At 53.5% G+C, this 20342-nt stretch carries 16 protein-coding genes; all 16 read right to left on the reverse strand.

All coding sequences use genetic code 11. From position 1 onward, the window contains the following. Positions 1–15 precede the first annotated feature (15 nt). Entirely contained in the window at positions 16–1263 is a 1248-nt protein-coding gene (ftsA, locus tag ACFVSO_RS07920) for a cell division protein FtsA (RefSeq protein WP_387471926.1), read from the reverse strand. 296 nt (positions 1264–1559) lie between these two features. Next, positions 1560–2330, reverse strand: coding sequence for a cell division protein FtsQ/DivIB (locus tag ACFVSO_RS07925; protein ID WP_387471928.1), 771 nt, complete (start codon positions 2328–2330; stop codon positions 1560–1562). 180 nt (positions 2331–2510) lie between these two features. Continuing rightward, complete coding sequence (gene murA, locus ACFVSO_RS07930; protein WP_387471930.1) at positions 2511–3788, reverse strand: UDP-N-acetylglucosamine 1-carboxyvinyltransferase; 1278 nt, start codon at positions 3786–3788, stop codon at positions 2511–2513. A gap of 15 nt (positions 3789–3803) precedes the next feature. Further along, entirely contained in the window at positions 3804–4709 is a 906-nt protein-coding gene (gene murB, locus ACFVSO_RS07935) for a UDP-N-acetylmuramate dehydrogenase (RefSeq protein ID WP_387471932.1), read from the reverse strand. Positions 4710–4865: 156 nt separating this feature from the next. Continuing rightward, positions 4866–5978 carry an undecaprenyldiphospho-muramoylpentapeptide beta-N-acetylglucosaminyltransferase gene (gene murG / locus ACFVSO_RS07940; protein WP_387471934.1) on the reverse strand — a complete coding sequence of 371 codons (1113 nt, stop codon included), beginning with the start codon at positions 5976–5978 and terminating at the stop codon, positions 4866–4868. Positions 5979–5983: 5 nt separating this feature from the next. Continuing rightward, entirely contained in the window at positions 5984–7081 is a 1098-nt protein-coding gene (gene spoVE / locus ACFVSO_RS07945) for a stage V sporulation protein E (protein WP_387471936.1), read from the reverse strand. A 44-nt stretch (positions 7082–7125) separates the two neighbouring features. Continuing rightward, the gene (gene murD, locus ACFVSO_RS07950; protein ID WP_387471938.1) at positions 7126–8559 is read right to left on the reverse strand and encodes a UDP-N-acetylmuramoyl-L-alanine--D-glutamate ligase; all 1434 of its coding nucleotides are present in this window, start codon (positions 8557–8559) and stop codon (positions 7126–7128) included. Between the two features lie 76 nt (positions 8560–8635). After that, entirely contained in the window at positions 8636–9592 is a 957-nt protein-coding gene (gene mraY / locus ACFVSO_RS07955; protein WP_387471940.1) for a phospho-N-acetylmuramoyl-pentapeptide-transferase, read from the reverse strand. A gap of 4 nt (positions 9593–9596) precedes the next feature. Further along, complete coding sequence (locus tag ACFVSO_RS07960) at positions 9597–11009, reverse strand: UDP-N-acetylmuramoyl-tripeptide--D-alanyl-D-alanine ligase (protein WP_387472858.1); 1413 nt, start codon at positions 11007–11009, stop codon at positions 9597–9599. Beyond that, a complete protein-coding gene (locus tag ACFVSO_RS07965; RefSeq protein WP_387471942.1) occupies positions 11009–12496 on the reverse strand; it encodes a UDP-N-acetylmuramoyl-L-alanyl-D-glutamate--2,6-diaminopimelate ligase in 1488 nt (495 codons plus the stop codon). The genes ACFVSO_RS07960 and ACFVSO_RS07965 overlap by 1 nt, the downstream gene beginning before the upstream one ends. 77 nt (positions 12497–12573) lie before the next feature. Then, the gene (locus ACFVSO_RS07970) at positions 12574–14514 is read right to left on the reverse strand and encodes a stage V sporulation protein D (RefSeq protein ID WP_387471944.1); all 1941 of its coding nucleotides are present in this window, start codon (positions 14512–14514) and stop codon (positions 12574–12576) included. A 104-nt stretch (positions 14515–14618) separates the two neighbouring features. After that, positions 14619–16958, reverse strand: coding sequence for a penicillin-binding transpeptidase domain-containing protein (locus ACFVSO_RS07975; protein WP_387471947.1), 2340 nt, complete (start codon positions 16956–16958; stop codon positions 14619–14621). 11 nt (positions 16959–16969) lie between these two features. Then, positions 16970–17371 (reverse strand): cell division protein FtsL, encoded by a 402-nt coding sequence (gene ftsL / locus ACFVSO_RS07980; RefSeq protein ID WP_387471949.1) that lies wholly within the window; start codon positions 17369–17371, stop codon positions 16970–16972. Positions 17372–17390: 19 nt separating this feature from the next. Beyond that, on the reverse strand, positions 17391–18344 hold the full coding sequence (gene rsmH / locus ACFVSO_RS07985; RefSeq protein WP_387471951.1) for a 16S rRNA (cytosine(1402)-N(4))-methyltransferase RsmH: 954 nt from the start codon (positions 18342–18344) through the stop codon (positions 17391–17393). A gap of 47 nt (positions 18345–18391) precedes the next feature. After that, positions 18392–18829 carry a division/cell wall cluster transcriptional repressor MraZ gene (gene mraZ, locus ACFVSO_RS07990; protein ID WP_387471953.1) on the reverse strand — a complete coding sequence of 146 codons (438 nt, stop codon included), beginning with the start codon at positions 18827–18829 and terminating at the stop codon, positions 18392–18394. A gap of 226 nt (positions 18830–19055) precedes the next feature. Next, positions 19056–20318 (reverse strand): adenosylhomocysteinase, encoded by a 1263-nt coding sequence (locus ACFVSO_RS07995; protein WP_387471956.1) that lies wholly within the window; start codon positions 20316–20318, stop codon positions 19056–19058. Between the last annotated feature and the right edge of the window lie 24 nt (positions 20319–20342).

The raw sequence follows: 20342 nt of genomic DNA on the forward strand, positions 1-20342 counted from the left end.
TCATTTTCCCCCAGTTCAAATAAATTCATTAAACATATTTTTAATCCGCTCGAACATACCGGGTTTAGATGAAGGTGCAGGACCCGCCTTGCGGCTTGGCGCCGATGCTTTCTTCACTGCGCCAGCGCCTCGAACGCCCATATATTTCGATACATATTGAATCATGCCCACACCACTGCTATAGGCAGAATCCTTCACTCCGATATAATCAGGCAATGCTGTACGGACTGAGCTCTCCAGCTCTAACTGGGCTAGAGCGAGCGTTCCTGGAAGAGCAACCGCACCGCCTGTCAGCACATACCCATTCACTTTATCGCCGTAACCTAAACGGCGCACCTCTTGCCGGATCAGCTGGAAAATTTCCTGCATCCGCGGCTCGATGATGCTAGCCAAGTCCCTTTGCGAAAATTCCTTTTCGACATTGCTGCCCATGCGGGTTACTTTGAACTTCACGTCTTCCGCAGCATCAGCCACGATCGCGCATCCGTACTTCAGCTTGAACTTCTCCGCCTGGTCGCTTTGCGTACGCAAGCCGTAGGCGATATCGTTCGTCACAAATTCGCCGCCGATCGGCAAAGTCGAGATGGCAGCGAGGCCGCCTTGCTCGTACACAGCGATCGTCGTCGAAGCCGCGCCAATATCGGCGAGCACGGTTCCGATCATCTTCTCGTCCTTCGTCAGCGACATGACGCCCGAAGCTAAGGACAACAAGATGACGCCCGATATGCGCAGACCCGCCTTCTCCACACAGCGCATCAAGTTATGTATGGCTGTCTTCGTGCCAGTTACAATTGTTGCTTCCACTTCAAGTCTGACGCCGATCATGCCCCGCGGATCGGATATTCCTTCCAGTCCATCCACCAAGTATTGCTTCGGCACCAGATTGATGATTTCCCGCTCCGGCGGCAATGCTACGACTTTCGCGGCTTGCAGCACGCGTTCTATATCTTCTTCTCCGATTTCCCGATCCTCATTGGATACGGCAACAACGCCATGATTGGTCTGCAATCCAATATGATTGCCTTGTATACCGACATAAACATCGGATATCTGAATATCGACCATGCGCTCCGCGTGCTCTACAGCGTTGCGGATCGACTGCACAGTCTGATCAATATCGACGATTGCTCCCTTGCGTATACCCTCTGAGTCGGCAGATCCAACTCCAATAATATTAATGGCTCCATTGTTCATCTCGCCAATAATAGCACGAACCTTGGATGTACCGATGTCCAAACTGACGATGATGTCATTGCTGCTCAACTTGCGGCACCTCCGTTCCCAAATAATAATGAGTGCGTTTTATGTTGTGAATACGAGTAAGTCTCTCTACTTATTCAACGCTCTTAATATTTTCCCTCTTTTTTCAACAAATTTTTCATAACTTTCATGAAGCATTGTCGAAGTGTGGCTTTTATGCCGATTTAATGTTTTTGGTCAGTGCGAAAAGGAAACTGAATGGACATAGCGCCGCCGCCCGCAGCGCATGGTTATGCCTATTCTTAGAAACATCGTAAATAAAATTCTACCATTCTTTCAAGGAATTTAGTAGTCTATTTTTACTCAGAATCCACTTTTTCTGAATGAGACTCGTCTCCGTCTTCCTCAGTATGGAAAGGAACGTACGTATCGGCAAGAAGCATGGTAATTTTACCCGGCTCCTGCGTCTCGATAACGGCATTCAATGCATCAATTTTCTCCGTTAATACAGAGACGGCTGTGATGACTTCGAATTTGGTACGCGTGTACATGCGAATGCGGTCCGGATACGCCTTTGAAGGTATCGGAGATATCTCCGACAGATCCGACAGCTGCTTCGCCGGTATCAGAGCCAGTTGCTTGGTTAGCTCCAGCTTCACCGGATCAGTTGTCTCCCAGCCGGATAATACCGGCTTGTCCAGCAGCTGCAAGCCCTCTTGCTCGGCTGACACGCTTGTCCCGTTTGATAACAGCGCTGTCAAATCCCCTTGTGCTGATAATTCAAATGCAACAACCGGATATTCCTGTACCGTAATCTTCACAATTCCCGGGAAGACCTTCATTACTTTTGCATCTTCAACCTGAGGCAGCGTCTTGACGTTTGCGGATATATCAGCTGACGCGATCTGGAAGAAAGCGTCACCTACTTCGATTCTCGAGGCTCCGGCAATTTCCTCCGTAGAGGTGAAATGCGTGCCGGTAATTTGAATTTCGGATATTTTGCTAATGGATGAGTTAAAGAATAGTACCGCAAGCAGCGCGATAAACAATAGAAATAGAACGGCAAGCAGCTTTTTATTGCCTCTGCGTTTGCGCGGTGGTTCCTTCAGCACAGGCATTTGTGTGCTCATAACTTGTCCCTCTTTTCTGTGAAACGAAGGCTTCCTAAAGGGTTTGCGGAGCAAACCCACATCGGAAGCATAAGCTCAGGGTTTGCGTGAGCAAACCCACATCGGAAACACACGTCATCACCAATGGCCGATGTAAAGGAAAGCCATTCGTTTCTATATAGCCGAAGTCTAGCATAGGATTTAAAGATTAGGCACCTGCGGCACAGGTGAAGACCGGGATATGCGCGCTCCAAGCCTGGTTAGCATGTTCTCGATCCGATCATAGCCTCGATCGATATGGTGAACTTGCTCCACGATCGTTCGGCCTTGCGCGGCAAGCCCTGCGATAACAAGGGCGGCTCCAGCCCTTAGATCGGTCGCCTCCACCGTCGCTCCGTACAAGCGCGGCACGCCCCGAATGAAAGCGGCATTCAAGTCGACGCGAATATCGGCTCCCATGCGCGACAGCTCATCCACATGCTTAAGCCTGCCTTCGAAAATCGTTTCTTTCAAGATGCTGACTCCGTCGGCCAGCGACAGCAAAACCATGATCTGAGATTGTAGATCAGTTGGAAATGCCGGATAAGGCGATGTGACGATCCGTTCAACCGCCTTTGGTCTGGCAGAACTGCCGACCTTTATTATATCACCGTCGACGACAATTTGAACACCTGCACGGCGCATCACATGAATAAGCGAGGATAAATGGGCGGGCTGTGTATTCTGGAGCGTGACCTGGCCGCGTGTAGCCGCGGCTGCTACCATGACGGTTCCCGTTACGATACGGTCCGGAATGACCTTGTAACGGCAAGGCGTAAGCCGATTGACGCCATCGATGGTAATGGTGTCGGTGCCCGCTCCCATAATTTTGGCGCCCATGGCATTTAAGAATCGCTGCAAATCTTGAATCTCAGGCTCTCGCGCAGCATTGCTGAGCGTTGTACGCCCCTCTGCAAGAACGGCAGCCATCATAATATTTTCCGTAGCCCCGACGCTCGGGAAGGACAGATGAATGTCGGCGCCAGTCAGCTTGCTTGCCCGGCATACAATCCGGTTGCCCACTTCCTCGATCTCCGCGCCAAGCGCTTGCAGACCTTTCAGATGCAAATCAATTTTTCTCTCGCCGATGGCGCATCCGCCAGGCTGGTAGACTTGTGCTTCGCCGAAGCGAGACAGCAGCGGTCCCATGAGGAAGATGGAGGAGCGCATCTGCTTCATCAAGTTCTCCGGCACATGGGACGTATGGGCGGATGTTGTATCCAGTACCACCGTGTCGTCCGTATGCTCGGCGCGACATCCTAATTCGCGCAAAATGTTCAACATGACGTCGATATCCAGCAAATGCGGCACGGAATCGATCGTCGTCGTGCCTTCTGCCAGCAAGCTGGCAGCCAATATCGGCAAGGCGGCATTTTTCGCTCCTTGGATAACTATGGTTCCTGAGAGTGGTTTCCCGCCTTCAATCACCAATTTGTCCAATGTATCACCTCCGAATTACCGCTCGCCCACCACCAATACTTCCGGCACCAGCTTGACGCCAAAACGCTGCTCTACAGTGCTCTGAATATGGGACATAAGGGCGAGAACATCTCTAGCTGTCGCTTGCCCGGTGTTGACAATAAAATTGGCGTGCATTTCGGATACTTGCGCTTCCCCGATTCGGAATCCTTTAAGCCCTGCTTCCTCGATTAGCCGCGCCGCATAATCGCCCGGCGGGTTGCGGAACACGCTGCCTGCAACTGCTAGCTGCAGGGGCTGGGTCCTCAGCCTACGCTCCTTATAGGAGGCCATAGCGGATGCAATCTCCATCCGGTCTCCCTCCGCAAGCTCAAACGCTGCTTCCACGACCAGACCCTTCATCTCGTGAAGAGCGGAATGACGGTATTCAAAGCGCATTTCCTCTGCTCCGTAACGAACCAATTCTCCTGTTTCCAGTACAATGTCAGCATATTTGAAAATACGTGACACATCCGATCCGTGCGCCCCAGCGTTCATGTAGACGGCTCCGCCGACCGTGCCCGGAATTCCCCCCGCGAATTCAAGCCCCGTCAAGCCTTGCTTGCCTGCCATAACCGACAGTTTGATAAAAGAATAAGATGCGCCCGCAATCGCGGTCGCCCCTTCAAAACGCACGTAATCGAGACCATTGGCCGGTTTGATCACAATGCCGCGAATGCCCTTGTCGCCGACAAGCATGTTGGAGCCGCGACCCAGATTGGTCCAGCTTTGCCCATGTTTAATCAACAGCTTAACAATGGCAATAAGTTGTTCTTTTCCTGCGGGAAGGATTAATAGATCGGCGGGACCGCCGATTTTCCATGTTGTATGTTTGGTTAGCGGTTCATCATATAATAGTTTTCCAAGATTCGCTTGCTCAAGCTCCGCTATAAGTGCTTCCATCTGCGACTACCTCCTTCGATGCTGCGTTTCTTGCCGTTCGCTGCGGCTGCATAGCCGCTATTATGTGATCTTACGCTCCCGTTGGTGTCGGTCACGAATATAAGGTATCTTATGCCCCCCTGGCACGTTGTGTGACAATCGCCCAGTTCGCCCGGCCTATCTCCGCTTGCGGTCCATTCGCATCAGCGCATCCGCAATGCGGTTCGCCGAATCGGGTACAGCCAGCTTCGCCGTGGACGCCGACATCGCCTTCATACGGTCCGTGTCGCTAAGCAGCTCTTCCATCAAGCCGAGCAAAGCTGCGCCGGACAGGTCCTTCTCCAGCAATATTTCGGCTGCGCCCGCCGATACCAGACTGCGCGCATTCGCTTCCTGATGATTATTGGTTACATTAGGGGATGGAATCAGAATGGACGGCAGTCCCAGCGCTGTAATCTCCGCCAGTGAAGATGCCCCTGACCGGCTGACGACTAGCGTAGCATCCTTCAGCACTTCCGCCATGTTATGAAGATATGGCACCAGTGTCAGCTTCTTAAGCGACCCGGGCGCTTCTTTACTGATGCGCTCCTTCGTGGATTCATAATAAATTTCGCCGGTCACAAAGACGATATGTGCGTCTCCAATGCGCTCCAGCATAGGAGCCATCGCAATGATGGCCTCATTCAGGGCGCGTGCCCCGCGGCTGCCCCCCACGACAAGCGCTAGACGCATGGACGGCGGCAGGCCTAATGACTGAAGCCCCTTGCCAGGAACGGCTCGGAGCACGTTGGTCGCACATGGATTGCCTGTGAACGACGTTTCCTTCGCCCTAGGGAACTGCGATGCCGATTCCGGGAAGCTGACGCCGACATGATCGGCGTAACGGGATAAGAACTGATTGGTTAGGCCCGGAATGGCGTTCTGCTCATGAATGAACGTCGGGATGCCGAGCTTGGCTGCCGCATAGACAACAGGACCGCACACATAGCCGCCTGTGCCGATAACGACATCCGGCTTGAATTCGCGGAGCAGCACTTTGGAACGCTGCGCGCCTTTCAGGAATCGCACAATCGTCTTGACGTTCTCGAATGACAGCTTCCGGCGGAAACCGGTAATCTCAATTGCCTCGAACGGGATGCCTTGCTCCGGCACGACTTTGCTCTCCATGCCTTTGGCTGTGCCGATATATAATAGCTTCGTGTCCGGATCGTTCTGCATCATATGCTTGCCTACGGCGACCGCGGGATAAATATGGCCGCCGGTTCCTCCACCGGTCAACACGATACGCATAATCTTCACCTCGAATAACGGGATATGTTCAGCAGGATGCCGAGCGCTGTCAGCAGCAAGGTGAGCGACGAGCCCCCATAGCTGACCAGCGGCAGCGTAATGCCGGTTACGGGCATCATGCCGATGACGACACCAATATTGATGAGCACCTGCACGCCGATAATGCCGGTAATGCCGACTGCGAGCAGACTGCCGAACGTGTCTGGCGCCGCGATTGCAGCGCGGATTCCGCGCCAGACGACCACCAGGAATAATAATATTAGAGCGACGCCTCCGATAAAGCCAAGCTCCTCCGCCAGAATGGAAAAGATAAAATCCGTCTGCGGTTCAGGAAGATAGCTGAACTTCTGCCTGCTCATGCCAAGGCCCAGTCCGACCAAGCCGCCGGGGCCGATCGCAAACAGCGATTGAATGATTTGATAACCGCCGCCAAGCGGATCGGCCCATGGGTCCAAAAAGGATGTAATACGCTTCAAGCGATAAGGAGCGGCAAGGATCAAGCCGACTAAACCGACGACGCCGATCATCGCCAGACCGCCCAGATGGGACAATCTGGCCCCTGCCGTAAAGATCAGAATGAGGGATGCGCCTACCATCACCGCGCCGGTACCGAGATCCGGCTGCAGCATAATCATGCCGAATGCAAGACCGACAAGCCCAAGCGGCGGCATTAACCCTTTCGAGAAATGAGTAATCGTCTGCTGCTTCTCCGACAGCCACTTCGATAGGAACAAGATCATGGCCAGCTTCATGAACTCCGATGGCTGAATGCCAAAGGAGCTGATGCCAAGCCAACTGCGCGCTCCGCCGCGGACGACGCCCACACCGGGGATCAAGACAATAACTAATAGCCCGAAACATACAATTAAGGCCATCGGCGCCCACTTCTTCCAAGCGGAATAATGGACGTTCATAGTAAATAGTAACGCACCTACGCCTAGTACGGCAAACAATAGCTGCCGCTTCACGTAATAAAACCGGTCGCCGAACTCATGGAAAGCGAGCACGGCGCTCGCGCTATACACCATTACAATACCGATCGTAAGAATAAGCCCTATTGCGGCAAGCAGCCAAATATCCGGGGCAGACCGCGCTTTTGCCATCGCGAACACCTCTTAGCATGGGAAAGTAGGGACAGGCCCCCTACTTACAAGGTATGCGCCGATTGCTTAAAAATGCTCCCTCTCTGCTCATAGGATGCAAACATGTCCCAGCTTGCGCATGCAGGCGACAGCAGGACGGTATCGCCCGGCTCTGCCAGCGCAGCCGCTTGGCGCACGGCTTCCCTGAGCGTGCTTTCGGCGTCACCTTCAGCGTTCACCGAATGGGCATTAGCTAAACCTGCCAGCTCTGCGACGCGAAGAAGCTTCTCCTTCGTCTCTCCCAGCGCTACCAGACCTTTCAGATTGCGGAATGCAGGCAATAGCTCCATATAATCGGAGCCTCTGTCCAGTCCGCCAGCTACGAGCACGATAGGTCCTTTGAGCGAGCGAATCGACATCGTGGAAGCGGTCGAATTGGTCGCTTTGGAATCATTATAGAACTTTACGCCATTCAGCTCGCGGACAAATTCCAGTCGATGCTCGACACCCTTGAAGAGCTCCAGCGGCTTCGCGAGTCCTTCAGGCGGAGCCCCGGCTGCAAGCGCCGCCGCAATAGCCGCAAGCGCATTGGCTGTATTATGCCGCCCCGGTATGCCCAGCGTGTCGACCGGCATGATAATGGTCTCGCCACCGCCTGCCGAAGCCGGACGGCGATACACGATCATTCGCCTCGGCTCTTCTAATCCGTCTGCGTGAATGTCTCTGTTGTACGGAGGCTCCACGCATACACCCGTCTCCAGCCGTTTGTATATGGAGAACGGCAGCACATCGGCAGAGAGGCCTCCCGCAATACCCCGGCAAGTCTCGTCATCCCAATTTAGTACGGCGGTATCCCCGCTCTCCTGATTAGCGAACAGCTTGCGCTTGGAGGCGACATAATCCTCCATGTCTCCGTGATAATCCAGATGCGTCTCAGCCAGGTTCAGCAGCAGGGCAATCCGTGGACGGAATGCAGAGGTGCCTTTCAACTGGAAGCTGCTTAGCTCCGCTACAATCCAGCCATCCTCTTCTGCTTCCCCGACAGCGTCACATAAAGGCAATCCGATATTCCCTGCCACGATCGGCTTCATGCCCGCCGCCTCCAGCAGCTTGCCGATGAGTGTCGTTGTCGTGGTTTTGCCGTTAGAACCTGTAATTCCGATAATCGGAGCGGGAGAAAACCAATACGCCGCTTCTACTTCCGTAATCACTTCTACCCCGCGCTCAAGCGCTTGAAGCACCGGAGGAGCCGAATAGGGAATACCGGGATTTTTGACCAGCAAAGCGGTTCGCTCGTCGATCAGATCGTCCGGATGGTAGCCGCATAGCACAGAAATGCCCAAAGCGGTCAATTCGTCCGCTTCGGGACATGTCTCCTTCTTATCATTTACGATCACATCTGCGCCCAGCTTATGGAATAGCTTCGCTACGCTGACGCCGCTTCTGGCAAGACCCAGGATAACGACACGTTTGTCACGATAGGTTGACGGATGATTCATAACGACATCCCTTTCTATGGATGCAGGAAGCGGCTCTCCGTGCGAGAACCGCCCCTTGCGTAATAATGTTGGTTTGTTAGATGACGAACATAATGCCAACCGCGGCGAACAGCAGCCCGACCAGCCAGAATACCGTCACGACCTTCCACTCCGACCAGCCGACCAGCTCGAAGTGGTGATGGATTGGACTCATTTTGAAGATGCGTTTTCCTCTTGTCTTGAACGAAGCAACCTGAATAATAACCGATAGCATCTCCAGAACGAAGACGCCGCCAATGACGATAAGCAGAAGCTCCGTCTTGGTCAGAATCGCAACTGCGGCAATACCGCCGCCAATGCCAAGGGAACCCATGTCACCCATGAACACCTTCGCCGGGTGAGCGTTGAACACCAGGAAGCCTAGCACTGCGCCTATCATCGCAGCCGAGAATACGGCAGATTCATGCGCAGACGTCTGCAGCGCTACAATCGTGAATGCGCCGAACGCAATCGCGCTTGTCCCCGCCAGCAAGCCGTCGAGACCATCTGTAAAGTTGACCGAATTGCTCGCCGCGAACAGGATAATGACAACCAGCGGATAGTAGAACCAGCCCAGGTCAAAGCCCCATGCCGTTCCTGGCACTGTAATCTCCGTGCTGTGATTCATATTGTAGAGCATGGCGCACACGATGATTGAGAACAGAAGCTGTCCGAACAGCTTCTGCTTCGCCGTGAGGCCAAGCGATCTCTTAAATATGATTTTAATGTAGTCGTCCAAAAAGCCGACCAGTCCAAAGCCGAGTGAAGCCGTCAGCAGCACCCAAAATTCAGGTGTTTTATCCGCGAAGCGGATGAACGCAATCATAAGGGCGATCATGATGAGAATGCCGCCCATCGTAGGCGTTCCGCCCTTCTTCAGGTGACTCTGCGGGCCTTCGGTGCGGATCTGCTGGCCGAACTTCAGTCGCCGAAGCAAAGGAATGAACAATGGCCCGAGCAATACTGCTAGCAAGAATGAAACGCCTATCGAAAATAAAATGACCATCATGTCCATTTCCTCACCCCTTCTCCAAAGCTTGGACAACCTGCTCCATTTGCATTCCTCTCGAGCCTTTTACAAGGACAAGATCCCCCGGCTGCAGCTGTTCCCTAACCCACTCGGTTAGCTCTTTTTTATTTTCAAAATGCCGGATATAGCCAGCTTCCGCCGCATTCGGCAAATTCTTCGCGGCAGCTTCCGACGTGATCGCCGCTAATGCCCCGAATGTTGCCACCGCTTCCGCCTTGCCTTCCGTTATATATTCGCCAATCTCCCTATGCAGGGACGCTTCCTCCGGACCGAGATCCAGCATATCGCCCAGCACGATCCATCTGCGGCCGAAGCCGCCGAGTCCGCTTACCAGATCAATTGCGGCGCGCACCGCCGTGGGATTAGCGTTATAAGCATCGTTAAGTATAGTTGCTCCGTTATAGGCTTTCAACGGCTCGATCCGCATGCCAGTTAGCTGCAGCTCCTGAAAACCACTTGCAATGTTTCCGGGTTTGACCCCGAATACGCGGGCCGCTGCAATTGCAGCAAGGGCATTGCTAATATTATGACGGCCAGGGGTGGTAATATGAAGCTTTTCCATTCCCGTGTCCGCGGATTTGTAACGAGCGGAGAACATGCTCCCATCAGTTGCAAGCTCAATATTAGCCGCTGACCACTCATTCACGTCTTGTAGGCCGAACGTGCGAAGCGTGATGCCCTCAGGCAGGGGCATAGCTTCTAGCCCTTCATGAAGAAGCGGCTCGTCGCCATTGAACAGAAGGATGCCGTCATCGCCAAGGCCAGCCACAATTTCGAGCTTCGCCTTCGCAATTCCGTTGCGGGAGCCCAGTTGCAGCATATGGGCTTCGCCAATATTCGTAATGATAGCCACGTCAGGCTGCGCAATCTTCGTCAGCAGCTCAATTTCGCCGAAGCCGCTCATGCCCATCTCCAGTACAGCGACTTCCGTCTCCTCGTCCATTTTCAGAATGGTCAGGGGCAAGCCGATATGGTTGTTCAAGTTGCCTTCTGTCTTAAGTACGCGATATTGCGTGCCCAGCAGGGCTGCCGTCATGTCCTTTGTCGTGGTCTTGCCGTTGCTGCCGGTAATGCCGATCACACGGGCCATAAGCTCATTGCGGTAAGCTCCCGCCAGAGTTTGCAGTCCTTCCAGCGTATCCTTGACGAGCAGGAACGGAAGATGCGACAGCGAAGCCGGAATCTCTCTGCCCCGCTGCCACATGATCGCCTTCGCCCCGCTGGCGACGGCCTGCTCCACATAGTTGTGTCCGTCAAATCGGTCGCCGACTAGCGGTACGAACAGCTCGCCGCTCCCCGCTAATCTGCCATCCGTCATAATACCGCTTATCATGTCCTCCGGGCGGCCGCCCTTGCGCGCTCCGCCGCACATGGACGCGAGCTGCCCTACTGTCCGTTTTATCAATGTAATAGTCCCCTTATAGCTTCTTTTGCTTCTATTCGATCATCGAAAGGATAGACTCTCCCTCCGACAAGTTGGTAGGTTTCGTGACCTTTCCCCGCAATCAATACTACATCGCCTTGGCTTGCCATTTCAACCGCTTTTTGAATCGCGGCACGGCGATCTGGTATGAATAGGCAGCAGGACGCGTCCGTCTCCTCCTCTGCCAGCCCCGCCGCGATGTCCGCTATAATCCGGTCCGGGTCCTCTGTCCTCGGATTATCGGATGTCACGATGACCATATCTGCGTACCGGGCTGCAATCTTGCCCATGAGCGGCCGCTTGGTCCGGTCGCGGTCGCCTCCGCAGCCGAATACGCATATGATGCGGTTGTCCGCAAATTCCTGTACCGCTCGAAGCACGTTCTCCAGACCGTCTGGTGTATGGGCGTAATCGACCACGACGGAGAAGGGCTGCCCTTCCTCCACGCTCTCCACCCTACCGGGAACACCGGGAATCGATTCCAGCGAAGCCTTAATCGCTTCCAGCGCGACGCCTTCAATGAGCCCAGCGGAGATCGCTGCCAAAGCGTTGTACACATTGAACTTCCCGGGCAGGCGAAGCTGGATATCGGCGTCTCCGCGGAACGTCTGGACATGGAAGAAAGTACCTCTGGCCGTTACGGATATGGAAGTCGCCCGCACATCGGCTCCCTGCTCCGTGCCATAGGTGATCACTTCAGTAGAAGTGAGCAGCCTGAAGCGGGCCGATGCCTCATCGTCGGCATTCAGCACGGCATAGGAACGCTCCTCTGCCGGCTGCGAGTAAGCATTGCCAAGCCTGGAGAAAAATAACCCCTTCGCATCGGCATATTGCTCCATCGTGCCGTGATAGTCCAGATGGTCCTGCGTCAGATTTGTGAAGATCGCCGTTCGGAATCGGCAGCCCTTCACCCTGCCTTGCTCTAGCGCATGCGAAGACACCTCCATCGCGCAATAGCGCATGCCCGCATCCCGCATCTCACCCAGCTGCCGCTGCAGCTCATGCGCATCCGGCGTCGTCCCTTTCATGGGGAACGACCTGCCGCCGTAGCGCCACTCGATCGTTCCAATGACGCCTGTACGCATCCGCTGGTCATTCAATATTTTTTCTATTAAATAAGTCGTAGTCGTCTTGCCGTTTGTGCCCGTCACGCCGATCAGCTTGATGTGCTCGCTTGGATGGGCATAGACATGATCCGCGATTATAGCTGTTGCAAGCCTGCTGTCCTTAACGAGCAGCTGCGGCACGTCGAGCGTAAGGAGCCGCTCTGTGACGACAGCTACAGCTCCCTTGCGGACGGCCTCTTCCGCATATGCATGGCCGTCTACCGTCATCCCCGGCACGCACAGGAACAGCTGCCCGGGCTTCACCAGTCTCGAATCCTTCTCCATATCGCTAAACTCCGTCTCTCCATCCCCAACCAAACGAGACGTAATGAGTAAATCCGTAAGATCGCGCAGACGCATCTCCTTCAATCCTCCCTCGAATACTCTGACGGAATACTATATGCCGCCCAGAGCAAACGCGTTAACGGGAGAAAAGCTTAGTGTGCGTGAGGAATATCCTCTTCATCACCCAGATAGATGCGGATCGTGGAGCCCCGATCGACCCGCGTGCCTGCCGCAGGCGCCTGGCGAATGACCACTTTGCCGGTTCCTGCGGAAGTCAGGTTGAAATTCATATTCAAATCCTCATAGAGATCGGATACGCTTTTCCCAATCAGATTAGGAACCGTAACGATCGGCGTCTCGCCGTACTTGTACAGCCGGTCGATCTGCTTCTCCCGAGGAGGGATATCCAAAATCGTCAAAGCGTCTTCCATGATATTGCGTACGATTGGTGCCGCGACGACACCGCCGAACTGGATGCCCTGAGGATTATCGACAGCGACGTAGACCACAATCTTCGGATCATCCGCAGGCGCAAAGCCAATGAACGATACGATGTGCTCGTTCGGGGAGTAGCGCCCGTTCACAACCTTCTGCGCCGTTCCCGTCTTGCCGCCTACGCGGTAGCCGTCAATAAAGGCATTGCGACCTGTGCCTTTGGCGACAACGCTCTCCAGCGCTTCGCGCACCTCCCGCGATGTCTCCTCGGATATGACCTGCCGCACCGCCTCCGGCTCCATCGTCTGCACGACTTCCCCGCTTTCGCGGTTGATGAACGCCTTCGCCACATGCGGCTTGTAAAGCGTCCCCCCATTAATAGCGGCTGACACGGCCGCTACTTGCTGAATTGGGGTGACAGATACACCTTGGCCGAATGCAGTTGTGGCCAGCTCTACCGGCCCTACCTGACTCAGCTTGAACAGGATGCCGTTCTCCTCACCGCCGATATCGATACCTGTCTTGGTGCCGAAGCCGAAATTCTTAATATATTGGAACAGCGTATCCTTGCCCAGCCTGTTGCCTAATGCAACAAAGCCGGGGTTGCAGGAGTTCTCTACGACTTCCAGAAAGGTCTGGCTGCCATGGCCGCCCTTCTTCCAGCAGCGCAAGCGCGCTCCCCCGATCTCTACCGCACCGGGGTCAAAAAACCGCTCGTTTTTCAAATCCACTTTATTCTCTTCGAGTGCTGCTGCCAATGTAATAATCTTAAAGGTAGATCCCGGCTCATACGTCATCCAGATCGGCAAATTACGGTTGTACACCTCAGAGGCAACTTCCTTGTACTTGTCAGGCTCGTACGTCGGGCGACTAGCCATGGCGAGGATTTCCCCATTGCTGGGGTCCATCGCGATAGCAATTATGCTATCAGCCTGCAGCGACGTCATCGCCTGATCAAGCTCGCGTTCCATAACCGTCTGAACCGCCTGGTCGATCGTTAGCTGAAGCGTCAGCCCTTCCTTCGGCTCGACGTACATATCCGAGGAATTCGGCATCTGTCGTCCGGCTGCATCTGACAGCCAGGAGACATTCCCCTGGATGCCGCTGAGCATCTCGTTATACTTGGACTCCACACCCGTAAGTCCCTGGTTGTCAATGCCCGTAAAGCCAAGCAGATGCGCAGCCAGGCTGCCATAGGGATAAAACCGCTTATTATCCTCCGCGACCACAATGCCCGGCAAACTCAATTGCTGAATTTCATCCGCCTTCTCCAGCGTAATCTTCCTGCCGCCGGGAGCGAGCTTCACGATCATGGATTTGGTCTTGAGCTTCTTCAAGATGTTCTCCTGCGGCATATCCAGCATTCTGGACAATGTCGCGGCTGTCTCCTCATGATTCTTCACCTGCACAGGAATGGCCCAAACCGTTGGAGAACTGATATTGTATGCAAGCTGCACGCCGTTGCGATCCCATATCTCGCCGCGTTTGGCGACGTACGGAATGTCCCGTCTCCATGAATTCTCCGCCTTCTCCGCCAGCTCCGCACCTTTCCACAGCTGAACGTAAGCAAGCCGGAATCCCAGCGCAATGAACGCAACGCCCGCAAGGATCAGCACAATGAACAGCCGACGTCTAACCGTCACATTCGATACTTTCATTTCTATTCCTCCTTGTACCGCCGCTTGGCAACGAGCGTACGCTAACGCTCATTCCCAGCCTATTCGGGACAAGGGGGGGTTATGACAAGCTATCGGGCCGCGTCCTAATTTTCTCCGACATGCTCAATATCTGTGATGTCAGGCGGATCGCCATCTGTCGTGCCCGGCGGATCGGCATTGCTGTTGCCTCCGGAAGCGTCAGTTCCCTCGGCATCGCCTTCGCCGCTTTCGCCTTCGCCACCTTCCGTATTTGTTTCTTCAACGTCATTCGGATCAGGCTCCACATAATCATCCGAGCCAATCGGAGGAGACAGCTTCACTCGTATCGTCCTCACTCCGTTTTTCTCCTCCACCTTCTGCGAGACGACGAAGCCAGTTCCCTCCGTTACGAGCTTCGCTCCAATTAGCGAAGACAGCTCTAGAGCATCCCTTAGTGATACGCCAGTCAAATCCGGCACCGCAATCTTGTTCCGCTGCTCCGTGATGAGATAGAGCCGCTGAGTTGGATGGATCAGGGAGCCCGCCGCCGGAATCTGGGCGACGACCGTACCGCCATTGCCTACAATCTCGAACGGCATCGCCTTGGCTTTCAATTGCGCTTTGGCCTTCGAGATATTGGCATCCTTCATATCTGGAACCTTTACTTTAACTTCCTTTGTCTCCACATCATTCTCAGGCACCCAATTAGGTGCAACGCCCATCTTGCGCAAGCTCTTCAGCACAATCTCGCGAAAGGCCGGCGCCGCGACTGTACCGCCGCCCACATTCGGGTTGTTCGGTTCGTCGACGGCAATATACAGAACGATCTTCGGGTTGTCGACCGGCGCATAGCCGATAAAGGAGACCATGAATTTTTCCTTTGAATATTTGCCGTTGATGAACTTCTGGGCCGTACCTGTCTTGCCCGCTACACGATAGCCTTCGATATAGGCGTTTTTACCGGTGCCTTCCACTTGGTCGGATACAACCTGCTCCAAATACTCGCTTACTTGACGAGAGGTTTGCTCCGAGATGACTCTTCTGACCATCTTCGGTTCCGTCACCGTTGTGGTTTTGGTGTTCGGGTCGGTAATACTCTTGATTATATGCGGCTCCATAAGCTTGCCGCCGTTCGCCACGGCGGCAACCGCCGCCACCTGCTGGATCGCCGTTACGGCGACGCCTTGGCCGAAAGAAGCCGTAGCAACCTCACTGTTGTACTGGAAGCGAATTGATCCGGTCGCTTCATTCGTCAGTTCAATACCTGTCTTCTGGCCGAAGCCAAAGCGAGTAAAGTAGTCTCGCAGACGTTCCGCTCCCAGACGCTCCAGACCCAGCTTGATGAACGCAACGTTACTGGACAATTTCAAACCTCTCAGGAAGCTGATTTGGCCCCAACCATCCAGATTATGGTCACGGATGACAACCGTGTCGCCCGGTACTTTATATCGGCCGGATATATACTCTTCCTCCGGATCAAAGAGTCCTTCTTCCACCGCCGCGGCAAGCGTGGCGATCTTGAACGTAGAGCCGGGCTCATAGAGAGAGCCGACGGCATGATTGTACATGTTGGTATATGGACTCTTCCAATATTCGTTCGGGTCATACTCCGGCATATTGGCCATCGCCAATATTTCCATCGTATTAGGATCGGCTGCAATCGCTGTTGCGTTTTTCGGATTGTATTTCTTCACAATTTCGCGCAGCGCTTCCTCCACATAATGCTGAATATCATTATCGATCGTCAGAGCGATATTATTGCCATCCTGCGCCTGTTGGAAGTCCACCTCGCCTTTGGCAAGCTGTACACGCGCCCCATCCTTCTCGTAGCGGAAGAAGCCGTCCACACCGGTCAACCGGTCGTTGAAGTACGCCTCGACGCCCGTCATCTTCTCGCGGTCGAGGCTGACATAGCCTACCAACTGCGAAGCCAAAGTTTTGCGCGGGTAATAACGCTTCAGCGTCTCGTTGATCATAATGCCCGTATCGTTGCCCAATTTCTGCTCAATCAAATCCTTTTTTAATTCCTCCCGGAATTCAAGCAGCTTATCCGCCAGAGCTTTCTCAATCTGCAAGCCCCCATTGCGAAGCTCTCTATGGGCGTAATACACACCTTCATCATTTTTGGCGGTAACGACCTCGCGCGCTGCACTCTCCGAGATGCCTAGCGAATCTTTCAGTCCTTTAATAACCTCCTCTGCTATACCCAGCTTGTCTATTAACCTCGGATTGACCGAAACATTGTAAGCGAGCGTATCCATTGCCAGAACGTTGCCGTCCCGGTCCGTAATCGTCCCCCTCTTCGCTGTCAGCGTCTCTGCCGCTGACCAGCGGTTTTTCGCCATAGAATAATAGGTATCTCTGTCTATTACCTGCACATAATAGATTCTGCCGATGAGAACGAGAAAAAGGAGGGTCATTACCCCTCCGAACAACAACGTGCGCAGTTTAATCCGTTTACTCATAATGTCACACCCTATTCATGCATAGCTATGCTGGGATTGACGCTATCTTTCTTCACGGTGATACCGTTATCCATATTACTCACCATGCCTTGCGTTTCCGCCAGCTTGCGGATACGCTCCGGATCGTTGAGCATTTCCACCTGCCGCTTTAACTCCGCCATTTCTATATTGAGCGTCTGTTGCTCCGAATTCAATTGTTTGATATGGAGATTCATATCGTAAATGTGTGCGAAACGAGAAATAATAATGCCGGCTACGACAACACAGATGATAACCGTGAACAGATACAAAAGCTTCTCCTGTACAGGCAATGACTTGCGTTTGATGACAACTTTCTTCGTTTCGCGAATAACTTCTTTCTGTTCCGGCTTTCGCTTCGGCTGAAGCGCCAGATTACCATTAACGTACGCCACTAGTAGATATCCCCCTCTTTTATCCCAGCTTTTGGGCTATTCTTAGCTTCGCCGACCGCGCTCTTGGATTATCCTCCAGCTCTGCCTCGCTTGGCAGAATCGGCTTGCGGTTAATGAGCTTGAGTATGCCTTTATTCCCGCATACACATAACGGAAAGTCCGGCGGGCATGTGCATTTCTCCACATACTTGGCAAAGATCTGCTTGCAGATCCGATCCTCCAAGGAGTGGAAGGTGATGACGGAAGCTCTCCCCCCGGGAGCCAGGCATCTGATGCTCTGCTCCAGCGCTTCCTCTTCCGCTCCCAGCTCATCGTTGACTGCGATCCGCAGCGCCTGGAAGGAACGTTTGGCCGGATGGCCGCCTGTTCTGCGCGTTGCGGCTGGTATCGAAACTTTAATTAGCTCCGCCAGCTCGCCTGTCTGTTCAATGGGTGCTTGCTGCCGGGCCTTTACAATATTTTTGGCAATATTTCGTGCAAACTTCTCCTCGCCATACCTGTCTAGAATACGGGCAATATCCCGCACGTCCCATGTATTCACGATTTCGTGGGCCGTCAAGTCGCTCTCTCTGTCCATTCTCATGTCCAGCGGCGCGTCGTGATTGTAGCTGAAGCCTCTTTCCGCTTCATCAAGCTGCGGACTCGACACGCCAAGATCGAACAAGATGCCGTCTACCTGCGGCATTCCGTCCGCCATCGGCACATCGCATCCCCGCAGCTCTTGCTCCAGGTAACGGAAGTTGCTTCGTACAAGCGTTACTTTATCGATATAAGGGGCAAGCCTCTTGCGCGCATTATCCAGCGCCCAGTCGTCCTGGTCGAATGCGATCAATCGTCCTCCTGCACCGAGGCGAGACGCAATAAGCTCACTATGTCCCGCTCCTCCGAGCGTGCAATCGACGTATATGCCGTCCGGCTTAATCGCCAGGCCGTCAACCGCTTCCTCCAATAACACGGTCTTATGCTGAAACACGCTTTCGTCCTCCCATTTCTATTGTCCACCCTGATGTCAGGCCAAACTTAAAAGTTAAAGTCAAAATCAACCAGCTTTTCGGCAATTTCATTGAAGGTCTGCTCCGATTGCTCGTAATAGCCCTCCCAGGTCTGCTTGCTCCAAATCTCCACGCGGCTGGACACGCCCAGCACCATGCAGTCCTTATCGAGCTTCGCATATTCCCGCAGATGGCTTGGTATATTTACCCTTCCCTGTTTGTCCAGCTCGCATTCCGTCGCCCCGGAGAAAAAAAACCGGGTGAAGGCGCGCGCATCGGACTTCATAAGCGGCAGCGTCTTCAGCTTCTGCTCCAGCACGCTCCACTCGCTCATCGGGTAGACGAATAAGCAATTATCCAGGCCGCGTGTGGCGATAAAGGTTGAACCGAGCGAGTCACGGAATTTCGAAGGAATAATAATGCGCCCCTTCTCATCAATGCTATGTTGATATTCACCCATAAACATGATGCCGCTCCACCCCTTCCCCTAAACGCTCCACTTTGCCCCACTTTTCCCCACCTTGATACAGTAGTTCGCCACCTAAAATAAAAATCCTGCTCCAAGAGCAGGATTTTAGAAAAATATTTTAGCCTATTAATCATCTATTCCTAGCCGTTCTTCAAGGGTTAGTTCATAAGCTCTAACTCCATGTCTCACCACGGCAAAAGGTCCTGGGTAAATGGACAGCGAATTAATGTTCGGTCCAGCTGTCCAGATAAGCGATCTGCTCTGACGACAGTTGGTCGATGCCAAAGCCCAGCGATTGCAGCTTCAGTCTCGCTACCTGCTCATCCAGCTCGTAAGGAACGTTGACCACTTTGCTTCCGATAGATTGGAACTCATCGTTCACGTATTTCAGAGACATCGCCTGAAGCGCAAACGTCATATCCATAATCTCGGCAGGGTGTCCGTCGCCGGCTGCCAGGTTAACCAGTCGGCCTTCTGCCAGAAGGTAGATATTGCGGCCATCCTCCATTTTGTACTCCTCGATATTGCGGCGTACCGTACGCTTGCCGGTAGACAGGGCCTCCAGCTCCACTTTGTTGACTTCCACGTCAAAGTGGCCTGCATTCGATAGAATTGCTCCGTCTTTCATCACTTTGTAATGCTCGCCGCGAATAACGTCGCGATTGCCCGTCACGGTTACGAACATATCACCAAGCTTTGCCGCCTCTTGCATCGGCATGACCGCAAAGCCGTCCATGTAAGCTTCTACTGCTTTAATCGCGTCAATTTCAGTCACAATCACAGTAGCGCCAAGGCCTTTGGCGCGCATCGCTACACCTTTGCCGCACCAGCCGTAGCCGACAACAACAACGGTTTTGCCTGCTACGACGAGATTCGTCGTACGATTAATGCCGTCAAATACCGATTGGCCTGTTCCGTAACGGTTGTCAAACAAATATTTGCAGTACGCATCATTCACAGCGACCATCGGGAAGCTCAGCGAACCTTCCTTCTCGAGTGCCTTTAGACGAATAATGCCCGTCGTTGTTTCTTCCGCGCCACCGCGCAGATTAACCCCAAGCTCGCGACATTCGGAATGAAGCAGTGTCACAAGGTCGCCGCCGTCATCGATGATCAAATCCGGCTTCGATTCCAATGCCTTGATGTTCAGCGCCTTGAACTCGTCTGGCAACGGGTTGTACTTGGCGAATACAGTAATGCCGTCTTCTACAAGTGCCGCGCACACATCATCCTGTGTGGACAACGGATTGCTGCCGGTAATCGTCACATCTGCGCCGCCTGCTTGAACCACCTTCGCCAGGTATGCCGTCTTCGCCTCCAGATGAAGCGAGATCGTCACTTTCAATCCTTTGAACGGCTGTTCCTTCTCGAATTGCTCTTTGATCTTGTTCAGGACTGGCATATGGGCGCTTGCCCAATCAATCTTCAGATGCCCTTCCGGCGCAAGCGTCGGATCAGCGATTATGCTTCTTTCCAATTGGCTCACTACGATTCCCCTCCAATAAAGTTT

Origin of the sequence: Paenibacillus sp. NPDC057967, from assembly GCF_042887015.1 — a bacterium.
Lineage (GTDB): Bacteria > Bacillota > Bacilli > Paenibacillales > Paenibacillaceae > Pristimantibacillus.

Excerpts from the sequence above, each read along its gene's own strand:
- ACFVSO_RS07925 (WP_387471928.1), bottom strand. The coding sequence starts at position 2,330 with ATGAGCACACAAATGCCTGTGCTGAAGGAACCACCGCGCAAACGCAGA.
- ACFVSO_RS07965 (WP_387471942.1), bottom strand. The coding sequence starts at position 12,496 with ATGCGTCTGCGCGATCTTACGGATTTACTCATTACGTCTCGTTTGGTT.
- ACFVSO_RS07970 (WP_387471944.1), bottom strand. The coding sequence starts at position 14,514 with ATGAAAGTATCGAATGTGACGGTTAGACGTCGGCTGTTCATTGTGCTG.
- ACFVSO_RS07975 (WP_387471947.1), bottom strand. The coding sequence starts at position 16,958 with ATGAGTAAACGGATTAAACTGCGCACGTTGTTGTTCGGAGGGGTAATG.
- spoVE (WP_387471936.1), bottom strand. The coding sequence starts at position 7,081 with ATGGCAAAAGCGCGGTCTGCCCCGGATATTTGGCTGCTTGCCGCAATA.
- murD (WP_387471938.1), bottom strand. The coding sequence starts at position 8,559 with ATGAATCATCCGTCAACCTATCGTGACAAACGTGTCGTTATCCTGGGT.
- murG (WP_387471934.1), bottom strand. The coding sequence starts at position 5,978 with ATGCGTATCGTGTTGACCGGTGGAGGAACCGGCGGCCATATTTATCCC.
- mraZ (WP_387471953.1), bottom strand. The coding sequence starts at position 18,829 with ATGTTTATGGGTGAATATCAACATAGCATTGATGAGAAGGGGCGCATT.
- murB (WP_387471932.1), bottom strand. The coding sequence starts at position 4,709 with ATGGAAGCACTTATAGCGGAGCTTGAGCAAGCGAATCTTGGAAAACTA.
- mraY (WP_387471940.1), bottom strand. The coding sequence starts at position 9,592 with ATGGACATGATGGTCATTTTATTTTCGATAGGCGTTTCATTCTTGCTA.